At 36.6% G+C, this 16,895-nt stretch carries 14 protein-coding genes, 3 tRNA genes and 2 pseudogenes; 9 read left to right on the top strand and 10 right to left on the bottom strand.

The genetic code is table 11. The features are described 5' to 3' along the window. The first annotated feature begins 46 nt into the window (after positions 1-46). The 3 genes from OPR58_RS04680 to tnpC all read left to right on the top strand — a co-directional run bounded on the left by OPR58_RS04680 (position 47) and on the right by tnpC (position 2,510). Entirely contained in the window at positions 47-682 is a 636-nt protein-coding gene (locus OPR58_RS04680; protein WP_265023093.1) for a DUF6444 domain-containing protein, read from the top strand. Between the two features lie 78 nt (positions 683-760). Further along, on the top strand, positions 761-1,720 hold the full coding sequence (locus OPR58_RS04675; RefSeq protein ID WP_265022212.1) for an IS5 family transposase: 960 nt from the start codon (positions 761-763) through the stop codon (positions 1,718-1,720). 31 nt (positions 1,721-1,751) lie between these two features. Next, a complete protein-coding gene (tnpC, locus tag OPR58_RS04670) occupies positions 1,752-2,510 on the top strand; it encodes an IS66 family transposase (RefSeq protein ID WP_265022370.1) in 759 nt (252 codons plus the stop codon). A 95-nt stretch (positions 2,511-2,605) separates the two neighbouring features. On the opposite strand, the gene OPR58_RS04665 is transcribed toward tnpC, so the two are convergent. Further along, positions 2,606-2,681, bottom strand: a tRNA-Ala gene (locus tag OPR58_RS04665). Positions 2,682-2,980: 299 nt separating this feature from the next. On the opposite strand from OPR58_RS04665, the gene OPR58_RS04660 reads away from it, so the two are divergent. Together OPR58_RS04660 and nuoF are read left to right on the top strand one after the other, a co-directional pair. Then, positions 2,981-3,053 (top strand) — tRNA-Lys (locus tag OPR58_RS04660). 17 nt (positions 3,054-3,070) lie between these two features. Next, positions 3,071-4,324, top strand: coding sequence for an NADH-quinone oxidoreductase subunit NuoF (nuoF, locus tag OPR58_RS04655; RefSeq protein WP_064085745.1), 1,254 nt, complete (start codon positions 3,071-3,073; stop codon positions 4,322-4,324). A 22-nt stretch (positions 4,325-4,346) separates the two neighbouring features. On the opposite strand, the gene infC is transcribed toward nuoF, so the two are convergent. From infC to nuoI, 3 genes are all read right to left on the bottom strand, one after another. Next, positions 4,347-4,865, bottom strand: coding sequence for a translation initiation factor IF-3 (gene infC / locus OPR58_RS04650; RefSeq protein WP_265023092.1), 519 nt, complete (start codon positions 4,863-4,865; stop codon positions 4,347-4,349). Between the two features lie 11 nt (positions 4,866-4,876). Then, positions 4,877-6,778 carry a threonine--tRNA ligase gene (thrS, locus tag OPR58_RS04645; protein WP_265023091.1) on the bottom strand — a complete coding sequence of 634 codons (1,902 nt, stop codon included), beginning with the start codon at positions 6,776-6,778 and terminating at the stop codon, positions 4,877-4,879. Positions 6,779-6,963: 185 nt separating this feature from the next. Then, entirely contained in the window at positions 6,964-7,446 is a 483-nt protein-coding gene (nuoI, locus tag OPR58_RS04640; RefSeq protein ID WP_264376017.1) for an NADH-quinone oxidoreductase subunit NuoI, read from the bottom strand. A 131-nt stretch (positions 7,447-7,577) separates the two neighbouring features. On the opposite strand from nuoI, the gene mnmE reads away from it, so the two are divergent. From mnmE to OPR58_RS04625, 3 genes are all read left to right on the top strand, one after another. Then, a complete protein-coding gene (gene mnmE, locus OPR58_RS04635) occupies positions 7,578-8,906 on the top strand; it encodes a tRNA uridine-5-carboxymethylaminomethyl(34) synthesis GTPase MnmE (protein WP_265023090.1) in 1,329 nt (442 codons plus the stop codon). Positions 8,907-8,953: 47 nt separating this feature from the next. Then, positions 8,954-9,041: transfer RNA gene (locus tag OPR58_RS04630), tRNA-Ser, on the top strand. Between the two features lie 168 nt (positions 9,042-9,209). Further along, the gene (locus OPR58_RS04625) at positions 9,210-10,214 is read left to right on the top strand and encodes an NAD(P)/FAD-dependent oxidoreductase (protein WP_265023089.1); all 1,005 of its coding nucleotides are present in this window, start codon (positions 9,210-9,212) and stop codon (positions 10,212-10,214) included. A gap of 31 nt (positions 10,215-10,245) precedes the next feature. Here the strand turns inward: OPR58_RS04625 and OPR58_RS04620 are convergent, their stop codons facing one another. The 6 genes and pseudogenes from OPR58_RS04620 to OPR58_RS04595 all read right to left on the bottom strand — a co-directional run. After that, the gene (locus tag OPR58_RS04620; RefSeq protein WP_265023088.1) at positions 10,246-11,913 is read right to left on the bottom strand and encodes a recombinase family protein; all 1,668 of its coding nucleotides are present in this window, start codon (positions 11,911-11,913) and stop codon (positions 10,246-10,248) included. Continuing rightward, complete coding sequence (locus OPR58_RS04615) at positions 11,822-12,097, bottom strand: hypothetical protein (protein ID WP_017532679.1); 276 nt, start codon at positions 12,095-12,097, stop codon at positions 11,822-11,824. The genes OPR58_RS04620 and OPR58_RS04615 overlap by 92 nt, the downstream gene beginning before the upstream one ends. 106 nt (positions 12,098-12,203) lie before the next feature. Continuing rightward, a complete protein-coding gene (locus OPR58_RS04610) occupies positions 12,204-12,665 on the bottom strand; it encodes an ankyrin repeat domain-containing protein (RefSeq protein WP_236514967.1) in 462 nt (153 codons plus the stop codon). Positions 12,666-12,690: 25 nt separating this feature from the next. Further along, positions 12,691-13,338, bottom strand: coding sequence for an ankyrin repeat domain-containing protein (locus OPR58_RS04605; protein ID WP_265023158.1), 648 nt, complete (start codon positions 13,336-13,338; stop codon positions 12,691-12,693). 170 nt (positions 13,339-13,508) lie between these two features. Then, on the bottom strand, positions 13,509-14,810 hold the full coding sequence (ltrA, locus tag OPR58_RS04600) for a group II intron reverse transcriptase/maturase (protein ID WP_265022346.1): 1,302 nt from the start codon (positions 14,808-14,810) through the stop codon (positions 13,509-13,511). A 665-nt stretch (positions 14,811-15,475) separates the two neighbouring features. Next, positions 15,476-15,850, bottom strand: a pseudogene (locus OPR58_RS04595) (phage tail protein); the annotation flags it as partial. A 221-nt stretch (positions 15,851-16,071) separates the two neighbouring features. On the opposite strand from OPR58_RS04595, the pseudogene OPR58_RS04590 reads away from it, so the two are divergent. After that, a pseudogene (locus OPR58_RS04590) lies at positions 16,072-16,887 on the top strand (IS110 family RNA-guided transposase); the annotation flags it as partial. Positions 16,888-16,895: the final 8 nt, after the last annotated feature.

Below are 16,895 nucleotides of genomic sequence, written 5' to 3'. Positions count from 1 at the left end.
TGCATAATTAGTATAAAAAACAATAAACTAGATAGATGAGGGGTTGATGATAGAGGTGCTACAAGAAAAGATTGTGGTATTGGAGTCAGAAGTTGGTACTCTGAAAGCAGAGAATGATAAGTTAAGGACAAAAATAATTGAGCTAGAGGATAAGCTGGGTTTAAATTCAAAAAATTCATCGCTGCCACCATCGCAAGATGTATATCGCAAAAAGACAAAAAAGAAGAGCGATAAAAAACCAGGCGGGCAGCCAGGACATGAAGCGCACAAGCGGGAATTGATGGTAGCAGATGAGGTGGTAAAATGTTCAATTGATACAATTTGCATGTGTGGAAGCCAAGTTATTTTAGAAGAAGAAACTGTGCATCAAAAGGTTGAATTGCCAAAAATTAAACCGATAGTGACTGAATATAGGCTACAAAAAGGCTACTGTAAGGCGTGTAAGAAAAGGATCTCAGCTAGTCTGCCTGAAGGTGTGACAAGGGATCTTTTAGGAGCTAATGCAAAAGCAGTAATTAGCAGTTTTAGTGGATTTTTTATCAATTCAAAAAGGGAAGTACAGCAAATTTTGAGCAGCATATTTAATCTGAATATAAGCCTAGGTTTGGTATCAAAGACCGAGGGTAGAGTATCAGAAAAATGTATATCTGAATGGCTTTGTTGCATAGCTAGTGTTGGTTGAGGTTATTGTAAGGAGAAAAGCTTATGGTTACTAACGCATTTTGTTGTAAAATAGGCATTTTTCAAACAAGTATAACTTATGCCACAAAAAATGAGAGTAAGTAACCAAAGAGAATATAATGAGTTTCTAAAAAAAAGAGGAAATGTTTTTCATTTTGTTAATCAAGCCATAGAAAATTGGTATGAAAATAGTCCAAAAGTTGCAGGTGGCAATAACACTTATAGTGATAAAGTTGTAATTTTAATACACATAATAGTTCATCTTTTTAGAATTGGCTTGAGACAAGCTGTAGGTTTTGTAAAAGGTTATATGGTACAAATAGGCAAAAAACTTAAGATTATCAGCTATACACAAGCTTCCAGAAGATTTAAAAAGCTTAATTTGAAGATTGATGACCATAGAAGCAATAAAGATGATCTGGAAAATGTTGAAATTGCCGTAGATAGCACTAGAGTTAGTATCTACAATAATAACGGTGGGCATAGTAAGCTTAATATTCGAAAAAGAAAATACAGTGGTTATGGTCAAGTAAGAAAATTACATGTTATTTTAAACATAAATGATAAGAAAGCAATAAGCATGAACTACACTAGTGGTGTTGCTGTAGACTATTTGCCGGTCTGCGATATGTTAGAAGAAGTCAGTGATAAATATAACATTTGTTCTATTCGAGCAGATGCGGCTTATGATATAAAAAGTGTGTATAAAGAATGCAGAAAATACAATATTGTGCCTATTATTCGCCCTAGGAAGGATACTAAAATTTGTTTAGCTGACTACTTATCAGAAAGAAACAAGTATATTAGTAGAATTAGGTCATATGAGAATTATGAAGATGGTATTAATGAATGGAAGAAAAAAGTTAAGTATGGAGCACGGTCTTATATTGAAGTCTTTTTCTATAGGTTGAAGCAAATATTTGGGTTTGGCTTGAAAAATAAATCAGAGGTAAATCGTGAAAAAGAGCTGTTAATTAAGTGCTACTTACTGAACAAATTTACTGATATTGGTATGGCTAAATTTAAATTAGCTGCGTAAGTTCATTGTGATTTACATGCCTATCAGTGCTATGCAACAAAGCCTATCTGAATACGAAAAAATAAGAGAAGAGCTACGGAAAAGCAAGTATTTACATATAGATGAAACAAGCCATAGGAACCAGGGAAAGAAAGGTTGGAGTTGGGTAGTAACGAATAAAACAGCAACACTTATGAAGTTAGTTGGATCTCGCGGAAAGAAGATATTAAAAGGGCTATTGCCAGAGTATGATGGAATAGTTATAAGCGATAGGTATGCTGCGTATAATTACTTTAATCGTGAAAACAGACAGATATGCTGGGCCCATTTAGCAAGGGACTTTGAAAGGTTTTTTTACAGTAAAAATGTTGAAGTGAGCAGAATTGGCGCAGCATTAAAATCGCTGAGCAACAGGGTATTTGTGGTAGATAGAGCACGTAAACAAAACCTGATAGACAATTTAAGATTTTTCCGGTTAATGAGGAAGATTCGAAAAAGGGTGAAACATTTTTTGCGAGAGATAACAAGGGTTGCAAAAGGAACTCAGGCCTCGAGAATGGCTGCCAATATACTACGTTCTGAAGATATGATGTGGAGATTCGTGCGCAATCCTGATCTGATCGAGACAACCAATAACCTTGCAGAACGTCAGGCTAGACGGTACGTCATTTATCGTAAAAATAGTTTTTTCACTTGGTCAGAACGTGGAGAAAAGTTCATTGAAAGAATGCTTTCGATATTTTTGACTGCACGTTTGAATGATCAGAATCCTGTCCAGAAACTACAGAATTTAGTCGCTATTCCTGCCTAATTGGGAATATTCCGTGAACGGTTACCTGCCGACCCCCTCGGTGTAAACGAGATGCTCTACCAACTGAGCTAACCGCCCTTTTCTTGTTTGTGGATTGGTGGAGGCAAGCGGGATCGAACCGCTGACCTTCTGCGTGCAAAACAGATGCTCTACCAGCTGAGCTATGCCCCCAACTTTTGCTTAAAGCATAAATCACTCAGGCTGAAATGCAAGAAATATTTATTTGTGAGGCTATTGCTAAATAGTGCACAAATTCTGCATTTATGTATAATTCTCTATCTTTTTAGAGTTGTACGTCAGCTTTACCAAATGAATCTTTGAATTAACAAGAAGTTTTCCTTCAAAAATTTTTAATTAAATTATCACTAATACAGTACATTATATAATTTATTTAACCACACATGAAAATTTTAGTTTGATTAAAATGGATAAAAACTATATTACTGTTTAGTATAGCTGAAAAATAAAATGATCCCGTAGCTCAGCCGGTAGAGCAACTGACTTTTAATCAGTGGGTCACGCGTTCGAATCGCGTCGGGATCACTTAGAATCTTAAAAGCATGCTAAAAGAACAGGACAAAATATTCACAAACTTAAATGGTAAAGAAACACCACTACTTGAGGGTGCAAAAAAACGTGGTAGTTGGCAAAAAACAAAGGAATTACTGGATTTAGGATCAGAAAAAATCATTGATGAAGTAAAGAAATCTGGCTTGAGAGGTCGAGGGGGTGCAGGATTTTCTACTGGCCTTAAGTGGAGCTTTATGCCTAAAAATCCTCCAAAAGCATATTTAGTAGTCAATGCAGATGAGTCAGAACCTGGTACATGTAAAGACAGAAACATATTACGATATGAGCCACACAAGCTACTTGAGGGAATTCTTCTGGCTGGCAGAGCGATCAGCGCATCAGCTGCGTATATTTATATCAGGGGTGAATTTTATAATGAACATTTAGTTCTAAAAAAAGCACTTGAGGAAGCCTATAAAGAAAACTTAATTGGAAAAAATGCCTGCAAGTCAGGTTATGATCTTGATGTGTTTATCCATAGGGGTGCAGGAGCTTACATATGTGGGGAAGAAACAGCTCAACTCGAATCCATTGAAGGAAAAAAGGGCTTTCCTCGCATGAAACCTCCATTTCCCGCAGGTGTTGGACTTTTTGGCTGCCCCACTACAATAAACAACGTTGAAACTATATCTATGGTTCCAGATATCCTAAATCGCGGAGGAGAGTGGTTTGCATCTCTTGGTAAACCAAATAATACTGGCACTAAGGTCTTTTGTATTTCAGGGCATGTAAATAATCCATGTAATGTTGAAGAAGAGCTAGGAATTTCACTACGTGAATTAATTGAAAAATATGCAGGTGGAGTGCGAGGAGGTTGGGATAACTTACTTGCTGTAATACCTGGTGGGTCTTCAGTACCATTAATTCCAAAATCTATATGCGATACTATTGAAATGGATTTTGATTCATTGAGAGCTGTACAATCAGGGCTTGGTACTGCTGCTGTGATAGTGATGGATAAATCAACTGACATAATAGCTGCAATAGAAAGATTATCACATTTCTATATGCATGAGTCCTGTGGGCAATGTACACCATGTCGTGAAGGTACTGGATGGATGTGGAGAATTATGAGAAGAATGGTAGCAGGAAATATTAAACCTGGTGAAGTAGATAAGCTACTTGACCTTACAACTCAAATAGAAGGACATACAATTTGTGCGCTTGGCGATGCTGCAGCTTGGCCAGTGCAAGGGCTAATCAGACATTTTCGTCATGTAATTGAAGATAGGGCAGTAACTTAACTTACACTTTTAAGTCGTTTTACTACTTAGCAACCAGAGTTAGAAAATATTGATTTCCTTCCCTTTTAGGCGCTAGCTCTACCTTTGCAATATCTTCAGTGTCTCGAATTAGCCGTTCTAATTTTTCCACTCCAACCTCAGTATTTATAAGCTCTCTACCTCTAAATTTCATTGTGCACTTGATTTTATGCCCAGATATAAGAAAATCTCTTGTTTGACGCAATTTTGTTTCATAGTCATGATTATCAATATTGGGGCCCAGCTTAATTTCCTTTATAGTTAATGCTCTTTGTTTCTTTTTTGCCTCGCTTGCCTTCTTTTTTACATCATATTTTTGTTTACTGTAGTCGAGTATTTTACATACTGGAGGAGTTGAATCAGGTGCAATTTCTACCAAGTCTAAATTGACACCTTGTGCAACTTCCAAAGCTTGTCTTAATGGCACAATTCCAACCATTTTACCATTATGATCAACTAAGCGTACTTCCTTAGCTGTGATGAATTCATTAATTTTGTTTTTATTATTCTTTTGAACTTGCAAATTTTTCTCCCTTAACTCAAATTAATACTTTTTAAAAGCAATTCAGTAGCCTTTTCCAAAGGAAAAGACTCTTGTTCTTCTGACCCTAAATTTCTCACTGACACAGTTCTATTGATGATCTCATTTTTACCTATAACCCATAATATAGGTACCTTATTTGAACTATGCAAGCGTATCTTATAACTAATTTTTTCATTGGTCAAATCGGTCTTAATTCTAACACCTTGTTCTTTTAAAATATTGCTGATTTCAGTAGCATAACCATCAGCTTCATTTATAATGGTCAGAATAGCAAGTTGCGTTGGAGCAAGCCAAATTGGAAATTTTCCTGCATAATTTTCTATCAAAATCCCAATAAAACGTTCAAAAGTTCCAAGAATTGCTCTATGTAGCATAACAGGGTGGTGCTTTTGTCCGTCTGCTCCTATATAAAAAGCTCCAAGCCGCTCCGGTAAAATAAAATCAACTTGCAACGTTCCACATTGCCAATTTCTACCTATTGCATCTTTCAAAACAAACTCTAACTTTGGACCATAAAATGCACCTTCACCAGGATTAAGTTCATAACTAAGCCCTGCTTCTTTAACTGCTTCAAGCAGTGCTCTTTCAGCTCTATCCCACACTTCATCATTACCTGATCTAGTATCTGGACGGTCTGAAAATTTCACAGAAATTTCATTGAACCCAAGTTCTGAATATACTTCTTTTAAAAGGTCACAAAACTTTACAGTTTCAGAATTCACTTGTTTTTCCATACAAAAAATATGTGCATCGTCTTGCGTAAAACCACGCACTCGCATCATTCCATGCAATGAGCCTGAGCTTTCATTTCTATGGCATGTGCCAAACTCTGCCATACGTATCGGTAAATCACGATAGCTTCTGGTGTGAGAATTAAAAATCTGCACATGACAAGGGCAATTCATGGGTTTTATTGCTAGCTTTTTACTTTCAGATTCATCAATAATGAACATATTTTCACGAAACTTATCCCAATGTCCCGATTTTTCCCACAGCTCTTTGCTTACTAAAATAGGTGTTTTTACCTCAAAGTAGCCATTGTTCATTAACTTTTTTCTGATGTAAGACTCAAGAACATTATATAAAGTATATCCCTGTTCATGCCAAAAAATCTGCCCAACAGCTTCCTCTTGAATGTGAAATAAGTCCATATCCTTAGCAATTTTGCGGTGGTCGCGTTTTTCTGCTTCCTCCAGACGTTTAAGATAAGTATTTAATTCATCCTTATTTCTCCACGCGGTGCCATATATTCTTTGCAACATTGGGCCCTTAGAATCGCCACGCCAGTATGCACCTGCTACTTTCATAAGTTTAAACGCTTTAACTCTGCCAGTTGATGGTGAGTGCGGACCACGACATAGGTCTACAAAGTTGCCTTGTTTATAAACAGTTAGGTTTTCGTTTTCTGGTATTGATGAGACAATATCAACCTTGTATCTTTCACCTATATCACTAAAGAAATCAATTGCCTGCTTACGAGTCCAAACTTCTCGGACGAATCTGTGGTTACTTTTTATAATTTCCTTCATTTTTTTTTCTATTGCAGTAAGATCGTCCGTGGTAAAGGCACGATCTGTAGCAAAATCATAGTAGAAACCATCTTGAATTGTTGGCCCGATAGTAATCTGAGTATTAGGAAAGAGCTCTTTTACTGCCTGCGCCATTATATGAGCAGCATCATGCCTTATTATATCTAAACCCGCTTCGTCACTCAGTTGTATTACCTCTATCTCTGTATCAGATTCAATTTCACGTGAGAGATCATACAACTCACCATTTACCTTAAAGGCAATTGCTTCTCTCAAAGCATCCGGTTGTAATATATCAAAGCCAGTGACTCTACCACTGTATTCTTTTACTTTTTGTTCGGATAAAAAGGTAATTTTTATCATTCATTAGACCTTTTGTCATCCCAGTGCTTGACACTGGGATCCATGTTTCTTTCTTTTCTAGATTCCAGCGTCACGCGCTGGAATGACACCAAAAGGTGAGCTACTGATCTTTCAGTTAAATAACAGTTGTACAAGAGATCTATTACATACTTGCTGTAAGAAATTTTAATTGTTGACATACCTAGTTAATAATACGGCCTGTTCTTTTTTAACCTGAGTGCAATTGCTTCTTCCCAAACTTCACCATTACGCAATAGCTTTTCTTTATTGTACATTAGCTCCTCTCTTGTTTCAGTAGCAAATTCAAAGTTAGGACCCTCCACAATTGCGTCAACTGGACATGCTTCTTGGCAAAGTCCGCAATATATGCATTTTGTCATGTCAATATCATAGCGTGTGGTGCGGCGACTACCGTCTTCTCTTTCCTCTGCTTCAATAACTATTGATTGAGCAGGGCAGATAACTTCGCATAACTTACAAGCTATGCATCGTTCTTCACCATTTGGATACCTACGCAACGCATGCTCACCACGAAACCTTGGACTTAAAGGGCCCTTCTCTATAGGATACCTCAAAGTAACCTTTGGCTTAAACATATATTTTAATGTAATAACAAACCCTTTAATTAACTCTACAAAAGACCAGTACCAAGCTAATTTCTTGAGCATAAAATATTTAAAACTTGTGTCAGCCATTATAAATCATATTATCAGTTTTCAAAATAAATATTTTCACCTGGGTGACTTTTTAGGTATTTTGGTTTCTTAAGTGTAATATTGCTAAGTAGTTTATATCAATAATGACAAACACAAATGAAACTATTTTCGCTTTATCGACCGTATTTGGTAAGTCAGGAGTTGCAGTAGTCAGAATTTCAGGCAACTACGCGCTTAAAGCTTTAAATCATTTTCATATTAAGAAAGAAATTAAACCAAGATTTGCTACTTTAGTTGATCTATATGATGATTCCAGTCAATTGATAGATAATGGAATAATCATCTATTTCCCTGCTCCAAACAGTTTCACTGGCGAGGATGTTATAGAGTTACAAGTGCATGGAAGCAAGGCCGTCATAAAAATCATCTTGGAGGAATTATCAAAAATTTTCGTTATGGCCAGGCCTGGAGAATTCTCACTTAGGGCTTTTCTAAATGGTAAATTTGACTTAACGCAAATAGAAGGGATTGCAGACTTAATTGATGCTGAGACGAAAATGCAAGCTAAACAAGCGATTAAGCAGATATCAGGAGAATTGGAGAGACTATACAGCAATTGGAGGCAAAGATTAATAACGATACAATCCAAAATCGAAGCATATATAGACTTTCCAGAGAACATTTGGGCAGAAAAAAGTGAATTGGAAAAAATTAATAATGAAGTGCAATCTCTCGTGCAGTTGATACAAGAGCATTTAAATGATAATAGACGGGGCGAAAGGTTGCGTGAGGGTTTACATATTGTAATAATTGGTGAACCAAATGTCGGTAAATCAACTCTGTTTAATTTCTTAGCCAAGCGTGATATTGCTATTGTTTCTGAATATGCAGGCACAACAAGAGATATACTTGAAGCTCATATTGACATTGGTGGATACCCAATCATTCTCTCTGATACTGCTGGAATTCATGAGAGTTCAGATCCAATAGAATCAGAAGGTATAAGTCGAGCGAAAAAAAGGTCTTTTGAAGCTGATTTAAGAATAGAACTATTTCCTTTTGAACAGCGTCATAATATCAATTGCAACGTTGTAAATAGCGATACTATTTATGTATTGAGCAAAGCTGACGATGTTATCAATAATCACAATATAAAAATTAATGGCATAGATCTTTTACCCATTTCTATTCTAAAGGGAATAGGTACAAACAAATTGATCTCTCTCATAAAAGAGAAGGCAAAGGAAAAATTTGGGCATGATAGAGACACTCCTGTGATTACTCGGCAAAGACATAGGAATCACATGCAGAAAGCACTGGAACATTTACAGCGTTTTAATATCTATAATCCAATTGAGTTGATATCTGAAGACTTGAGGCTTGCTGCATTTGAACTTGGTGCAGTAATTGGAATTATTAATGTTGAGGAAATATTGGATAGTGTGTTTAGTAGCTTTTGTGTAGGCAAGTAAGATTTTTATAGATTGCTTGAAATTAAATATTGTGGTAAAAAAGAGGTGGACGGATGGCCGAGCGGTTTAAGGCACCAGTCTTGAAAACTGACGTACGTGATGAGCGTACCATGGGTTCGAATCCCATTCCGTCCGCACAGCATCTCGCTATGATAGCTGATTTTTAGAGCTTATTTGGACTATGTGGTTCATAACGCTGGAAATCTTATCTAATCTAGCCACATCTTTTAAAAATACATCCCTTTGTAAATTGACCTTGTTAGCAAAGAAAGCTAATATCTATAAATAGATCACCATCTGAATATGGAAACCGATATCGTAATAATAGGTGCAGGGCCTGTTGGAATATTCACTGCTTTTCAAGCGGGAATGCTTGATATGAGATGTCATGTAATAGATGTTTTGGATCAAGCAGGAGGACAATGCACAGCTCTTTACTCAGAAAAGCCAATATATGATATACCTGGTTATCCTGTAATTACTGCCCAAAAATTAATTGAGCGACTAATGGAGCAAGCTTCACCGTTTGAGCCTGTTTACCATTTAAGTCAAAAAGTGGAAAAGATTTCAAATAACGAAGGTGAAAACTTTACTATCATAACGAACATAGTTACAGAGGTAAAATGCAAAGCCGTTATCATTGCTGCAGGTAACGGAATGTTTGAACCTAACCGTCCACCCTTAAGTGGTATATTAGAATATGAAAATAAATCTGTATTTTATAATGTAAATAAAATTTCTGATTTTCAGGACAAAACTATAGTCATTGCAGGGGGGGGGGATTCTGCAGCTGATTGGACTGTAGAACTTTCTAAAGTTGCAAAGAAAATTTATGTGATACATAGAAGAAAGGAATTTCGCTGCACTCCTGAAACTAGAAATAAATTAGAATCACTTGAAAATAATGGAAAGATAGAACTGGTAGTGCCATATCAATTACACAAACTAGCAGGAGGTAATGGGCAATTGAGCGCAGTGATAGTAAAAAACATTGCCTCTAAGGAAGAAAAAGAAATATCCGCTGATTTTTTGCTGCCATTTTTTGGATTGTCAATGAATCTTGGACCAATAAACAGTTGGGGTATAGAGTTAGAACATGGCCGCATAACTGTCGACCCAGTTACACTTAGAACCAGTAGAGATAGAATATATGCAATCGGAGATATAGCTACTTATCCAGGCAAACTAAAATTGATACTAAATGGCTTTGCTGAGAGCGCCATGGCTTGTTATCACATATACAAAGTAATTCACAATTCTCCAGTTAATTTTCAATATTCAACTTCAAAGGGAATTCATCGAAATTAAAGAGTAAAGAGATCCATGAACCTGCATGCAGTTATCTCAAGCATAAGGGAATACAAACGAAAAAGATTACTTTACAAATTCCCCCAACTCCCTTGCCATGACGTCCAGTACAATGTTGCAAATTAAAAATCTCTCCATCCTGGGCTGGTTCTTCGATTCTAAATGCCACCTCTACCTGGTCATGACTAATCTGAATTCGTTCTACTAATGCTTTAATGATACCACGCTTAGTTTGCCAATCTAGCTGTTCCAAGTTCGATTTTATACTAGTATAAAGACTCTTTATACTGTTGATGATAAGGTTCATTCCCTTCTCTATTGCTTTTTGATCAACTACCTTTTTCTTCTCTTCTTCTATCCCTCTTAAGCGTTCCCTCATTCTTTTCATCGTCTGTTTAAATTCTTCCTCACTTATATATCCTTTATCTCCTACATTTTCTTGACTATAATAGTCTTCCATTAACTTTTCGATGCCTTGTTTTATTTGATTTTCCCTTCTTGCAAACTTCTTATCTGATGATTCATCATTTTTATTTTCTGCAATTCTACGGTGATACTCATTTTTTATTATCTCTGGGTTTTTTAGTAAATTTTTCACCTTTTCCCATATAGCTGTTTCTAACATATCTGTACGGACCAATTTATTAGTACACTTCTCCCTACCATCAGTAATACGTATAGTACTACTACAGCGATAATAGCTAAACTTTTTTCCCTCAACTCCACATTGTGCACCACTATACGCATATCCACAGTTTTGACACACAACTAGACCTTGTAATAGATATTTCTTTTTTCCTCCCTCTCTCTGCATCCTTGCTCTTTTTCTATTTTCATCCAGTTGCTTTTGTACTTTATTAAATAACCCTTCATCAACTATTTTTGGTACTGGTATATAAATCCAGCTGTCCTCATCTGTGCGACAGATAGAAATCTTTTGTTTATTTCTTTCTCTTTTTTCAACCCTCTTTAATTTACCAAACGCTGCTTGTCCTTTATATGCTGGATTTCTTAACACCTTCCAAATTATTATTGGACACCACACCTTCTTTCCAGTTCTTGTTCTAATTGACTTATCTCTTAGTCTACGTATCACTTCCCTTATACTTATTCTCTCTTGCCCTACCCACATGAATATCTGCTTTACTATTTTTGCTTCCTCTTCATTTATTTCAAACTTTGTCTTTTCTCTATCTACATGCTTTATACGATTATAACCAAAAGGTGCAATGCCAATTACACTTACACAGCCTTTTTTTGCTCTATGGAGTTTTCCCCTACGACTACGTTCCATAATCTTTGTACACTCATATTCTGCCACTAATCCTTGCATTCCCAATAACAATTTAGACTCTGGATTATTTTCAGTCTTATGATTTAAGAATATTACTTCTACTCCTGCTTTTTCAAATTCATCAAGTAATATCATTTGATGTGCAGATTTTCTTGATAGTCGGTCAGGTGAATGAATATAAATTTTATCAATTTGATCTTCTCCTACTTTATCACGTAATGCATCTAAACCTTCACGTTCTAAACTCCACCCACTAAGCCCATCATCCTTAAATTCATACTCATTCAATAACTCATGCTTATCTGCAGCAATTCTATGCTTGAGCTCGGCAATTTGACTCTCTATTGTATTGTTCTGCGCTTGACTCTTCGATGAAACTCTTGCATATAAGGCCACTGTTATCATTTTTCTTTATCTCCTTTTCATTGTTTCTTTTTACCGCATACCTTAGTAACAGCTCATAGGCGTCTGCTAGATGTTGTTCCGCTAATTCATCTGGCTCGTATCGGCAAGTTAATGTTCTTTTTCTCATAGTTTCTCCTGCAAATGTTTTTGTAGTGCAAGGAGCCTTACCACTCCTTTTTTCCATCAATCCATTTACTCTTATGAAAAAGACCAACTTTTATCAGCTACAGCCTTCAAATTTGGTCTAGCCCTTCCTTTACCAACTGCTGTTGCGCTTTCTGATACGACTCTTATTTTTTTAACAAACTTTCCATTTTCTCTGTTTCTTTCTTTAATACCTCGGCTATTTCTTTGCTATTTTTCGCATAATCCATCGCTGTTATTCCAAATTTATCTGCTTGCTCTATTTCAGCCCCTGCTTTTACTAGCTCCTCCACTATTTCTTTTTCTCCTACCATACATGCAAGATGCAGCGGAGTGCATTTATTGCCATACTCTTCAGCATTTACATTCCCTCCTGATTTTATCAATTCTCTAACTGTTTCTAGACGTTTCTCCGTTATCGCTAGATGCAGTGCTGTATGTCCTCTTACATCTGCTGCATTCACATCTACTCCTTTTTCGATTAATAACCTCACTGTTTTTACCTCTACTGCATAATGTAGAGCTGTTCTTCCTTTTTCGTCTCTTTCATAAATATTTTTAAACGAGTTCTCTAATAGTGACTTATCTTTTTTACCCAGCTTTACCATAACTTACCCCACCTTTTCTTTAAACCTAAGCCTTCCTTTTTACCACCTCATCTATCATTGCATTCACTTGGCTGATTATCTTGCTTGCTAAATTTTGACATTCTTTCTTTATTAGCGATTTGTCTCTCTTCCTTATTTCTCCTATCTCTATTATTTTTAGCTCCGGCAAATAACTCCCATTCAACATGTCTGCTATTTCTCCCACTAGCCCCTCTATTCCATAGCACGTCAGTTCTCTACTTTTTGTTATTCCTCCTTTTTCTCTCAAAAATTTACTCGCCTTTTCACTCTCTTTGCTATCACATAGACGATACTTTTCACTTTCCCAGATGTAATACATTGGCGTTGCGCCGTACTTATTCAGTTGATTAACTTCAGCTCCAGCCTTTACCAGCTCTTTTATTATTTCAACTCCTGCTCCTTTGCACGCAGAGTGGAGTGGCGTACATCCAGTGACATATTGAGTGGCATTTACTTCTGCTCCTTCTCTTAGCAGCACTTTTACATTTTCTAAACTTTTTGCGAATACTGCACAGTGCAGAGGTGTATAACCATTTTTATCTCTTGCATTAACCTCTGCCCCTTTTTTTATTAATAACCTCACTGTTGTGTAATCGGAGATTTCTACTGCTTGGTGCAATATCGTCTCTCCTTCTTCATTTCTTTTATTAATATCGTTACTTGATACTTCTTTAAAAAACTTACTCTTGCTAAAACTGTTTGGTAGAAGCTGTAGCTTTACTCCTCTCGTTTGAGTTTTATTACTACAACTCCCCCTAAAGAACCGTGCTTGCAGATTTCCCGCACACGGCTCATCAATATTAGTTTTCACAGTCGTCCCTCTTATGCATATAAAGAAAAATGTATTTTTGGCTTTGGTAATGGATTTACTTCTACGTAGTGTACAAACTGTTCCCAGGTCATACTCTTTTTCTGACTACGCCGATTTATCCATTTAAATGCTAGCTTTCTTACTGATGTATAAAATTGTTTTAAACACCAATAATTTCCGCTAATACCAAAGTAGTTATAGTGTCCTGTTAATTTAGCCTTCAGTACTTGCCACCAATCTTTAAGTCGAATACTTCCGCGGACTTTTTCCAACCACTCTTTGATTTCTTTTAGTTTTCTGGCTAGATTTAACTTTGAGGTTTTATGTCCCATCATTAATCTACCAAGACGACTTTTTGCACCATAGTGCGTAAACCCCAGAAAATTGAAACTTTCCGTCCTTCGTTTCTCTCTTATCGCTTGTTGCCACTCCCTCTTGCCAAACTTTACTACTCTGGTCTTGTTTTCAGATACTTCCAACCCGAATTTATTTAACCTTTGTTTCAGTAATTCCAGAAATTCTTCCGCGTCTACCTTACTTTCGCAACAAACCACAAAATCGTCGCAAAACCTTATTAGTTGTATATATCCTCTGGATCTTGGTTTAAATTTCTTTTCAAGCCATAAATCCAACACATAATGTAAGTATATATTTGCTAATACAGGACTTACTATACCACCTTGGGGTGTACCTTGTTTTGTTGCTTCATAATATCCAGCTTCAACTATCCCTGCCTTAAGAAAACGCTTTATTAACCACAGTAAATTTGGGTCAGTTATTCGTTCCCTTAGACATCTCATTAGCCATTTATGCTGTATATTATCGTAGAACTTCTTGATATCCACTTCTACAATGTAGTTTATTGGTTTGTACCTAACTGCTTTATCTAGTGCATTTACCGTTTGATGACAGTTTCTTCCAGGTCGAAATCCATATGAGCTGTCCAGAAAGTTTGCCTCGTAAATATTTTCTAATATCTTCTTCAGCATAATCTGTACCAACTTATCCTCAGTTGATGGTATTCCGAGTCCGCGTTTCTCTTTACTTCCGGCTTTTGGTATATACACCCTCCTCACCGGTTGTGGTTGATATTGCTTTCCCTTCATACTATCCACTAGTCCTTCCAGTCGCTCTTTTAGATTTTCTCCGTAAGCTTCCACTGTTACCCAGTCTATTCCACAAGCCTTGTTACGCTTTAGCTCTTTATAACACTCTGCAAGGTTTCCTACATTTATTAGATGTATTAGCGATGTGAATTTCAGTCGCTTATCTTGCTTTGCTCTTACTGCTATCTGGTTTAGTTTATCTTGCATGTTATTCCAACCTCCGTTGTATTGGCATAGCAATCCCTATACCAGTTACTATATTGCTGATCGCTTCCCCTTGTACGTGGCTTTCCCACACTCCGAGTACTATCAATCAGTCCGACTTCCTCTGCATCTTCCGCTAGTTCTTGCCTTTGTTGACTTGTTCCAGCGTACCTTTATAGGAATGCATAGGATCTCCCAAGTTCACTTGAAGTCCATTTCAATACATGGCACGGTCTCAGATCCCGATAGAGTGAGTGATAACTCGCCTTTGCATTATCCCTCATGCTGTCTTCCACCGAAATGAAAATGTCGACCTCTATGTCTTCAGGTATTTCGGGACTCAATCCCTTCACTTTCGTTGTACCCTGCATTGTCCATTCCACTAGCTCTATTACACTCGTTACCTCATGCAACATAGTGGTCTGTTCTAAACTGTTGGCTAGACTTTGTTTATGTTGGATTTTCACCAACTGTTCTCCAAGCACTTCTTGGCGCACCATTTCATACCTCACAAAATTAGCTTTTCTAGCGTCAGATAAATTTCTTATATTTACCTGCTGCTATTCAAGTCATGTCTATTTTAGCATAAGAAAGCAAGTCTTTTTCTTTTTATTTCATACACTTTTACCTATTATTAATATAATATATGAGGATCTAAATATAAATGCTTAGCTTATTAGAGATATTACTTGACTACTTTTCCAACTTCTGTGCAAATGTCGATGTTCGTGCCACCTAAGTACTCCTGGGTAAAACACTAAAATGTAATTTTCTAATTCGTGTATTGAGTCTTTTTGCTCTGAATCTGAGTCATTTTTATAGTAAACGTTGTGTTCTGCTAAAACATATTTTCTGACCTTCTGATCTGTATAATTTTCTACTTTATAGTTGTGAGTAACGCTAAACCTTTCTAAAATTGGTTTGTGTTTTAAATTCCAACGTTGCCCTGAAAGTTTATCGTTTCCCAATACAAATTTATTCCCTCTTTCCTCTACACTACCAACTGGAAAACATGCGTTTATTTCTCCTAAATTCCAACTGTTGTAAGTTAAAAATATGATATAAAGGAGATAAGAGGGAAGATAACCCTACTCACTATAGGAATAGAGTTATCACGGGCGTGTGCGACCGACCAACTGTTGGTATTATAACCGTTCGGATCAAGGTACACTAGCCCATCTCTCGATACGTTTGAATAGTTGCATGGGACATATGTATGCACCCGTTTACAATCTTAAATTAATTAAAACTAATCGAGGTTATTATGATTACATCTTATCAAAATTTTATTGGCATTGATATCGGAAAATTTAAAAATGTTGTTGCAGTTCACAAACAGAAGAACGCTGTCGAATTCGACAATGATACTGCTGGCTGGCAACAATTGTTTCAAGATTTTTCAAATATCTTACCTAATTCTTTAGTAACTCTGGAAAACACTGGAAAATATGAGCTTGGCTTAGCACATTTTCTTGTTGATAAAGATATTGCTGTACATCGAGCTAATACTCGCAAAGTAAAAAGCTTTGTTCTATCTCATGGAACTTTAGCAAAGTCTGATCAATCAGATGCAAGAGCCCTTGCTCAGTATGGGTTTGAACGCTATAGTACTCTATCTCTATTTGCACCTATGTCAAAAGAACAAACAACCTTAGTTGCACTTTGTCAACGTCGTGATGACATTACAAAAATGAGAGCTCAAGAGAAATCTAGGCTTGCAGCACCTGAAAACGACCATATAAAAGAAAGCTGTCAGAAAACTATTGAATTCTTTAATAGCCAGATAGATGAGCTCAACAATACCATACAAAAAATTATTGATGAGAATCCAGAGTTACAAAAGCGCCAAAAAATCCTTAAAACAGTTCCAGGAATAGGTGCAAAATTATCTCAAGATTTTCTGTGTCTAATGCCAGAACTTGGTTATGTAAGTAGGGGAGAAATTGCAAGTCTTGCTGGAGTTGCACCTCATCCGAAAGAAAGTGGTAAAACTATTGGTTATCGCAGAATAAGTGGTGGCAGAAGCAACGTTCGTGAAAAGCTTTTTACAGCTGCGATGTCTGCTTCAAGGTCTAAGTCTGCGTAACC

Source organism: Wolbachia endosymbiont (group B) of Ischnura elegans (assembly GCF_947251585.1).
GTDB lineage: Bacteria > Pseudomonadota > Alphaproteobacteria > Rickettsiales > Anaplasmataceae > Wolbachia.
Note: the sequence above shows the minus strand (reverse complement) of the source record. Positions and strands in the feature narration are given on the sequence as shown.

Bases quoted from the DNA above. Each gene is read 5' to 3' on its own strand.
- OPR58_RS04680 (WP_265023093.1), top strand. From the start codon at position 47: ATGATAGAGGTGCTACAAGAAAAGATTGTGGTATTGGAGTCAGAAGTT.
- OPR58_RS04675 (WP_265022212.1), top strand. From the start codon at position 761: ATGCCACAAAAAATGAGAGTAAGTAACCAAAGAGAATATAATGAGTTT.
- tnpC (WP_265022370.1), top strand. From the start codon at position 1,752: ATGCAACAAAGCCTATCTGAATACGAAAAAATAAGAGAAGAGCTACGG.
- nuoF (WP_064085745.1), top strand. From the start codon at position 3,071: ATGCTAAAAGAACAGGACAAAATATTCACAAACTTAAATGGTAAAGAA.
- thrS (WP_265023091.1), bottom strand. From the start codon at position 6,778: ATGATAAAAATTACCTTTTTATCCGAACAAAAAGTAAAAGAATACAGT.
- nuoI (WP_264376017.1), bottom strand. From the start codon at position 7,446: ATGCTCAAGAAATTAGCTTGGTACTGGTCTTTTGTAGAGTTAATTAAA.
- mnmE (WP_265023090.1), top strand. From the start codon at position 7,578: ATGACAAACACAAATGAAACTATTTTCGCTTTATCGACCGTATTTGGT.
- OPR58_RS04625 (WP_265023089.1), top strand. From the start codon at position 9,210: ATGGAAACCGATATCGTAATAATAGGTGCAGGGCCTGTTGGAATATTC.
- OPR58_RS04620 (WP_265023088.1), bottom strand. From the start codon at position 11,913: ATGATAACAGTGGCCTTATATGCAAGAGTTTCATCGAAGAGTCAAGCG.
- OPR58_RS04615 (WP_017532679.1), bottom strand. From the start codon at position 12,097: ATGGAAAAAAGGAGTGGTAAGGCTCCTTGCACTACAAAAACATTTGCA.
- OPR58_RS04610 (WP_236514967.1), bottom strand. From the start codon at position 12,665: ATGGTAAAGCTGGGTAAAAAAGATAAGTCACTATTAGAGAACTCGTTT.
- ltrA (WP_265022346.1), bottom strand. From the start codon at position 14,810: ATGCAAGATAAACTAAACCAGATAGCAGTAAGAGCAAAGCAAGATAAG.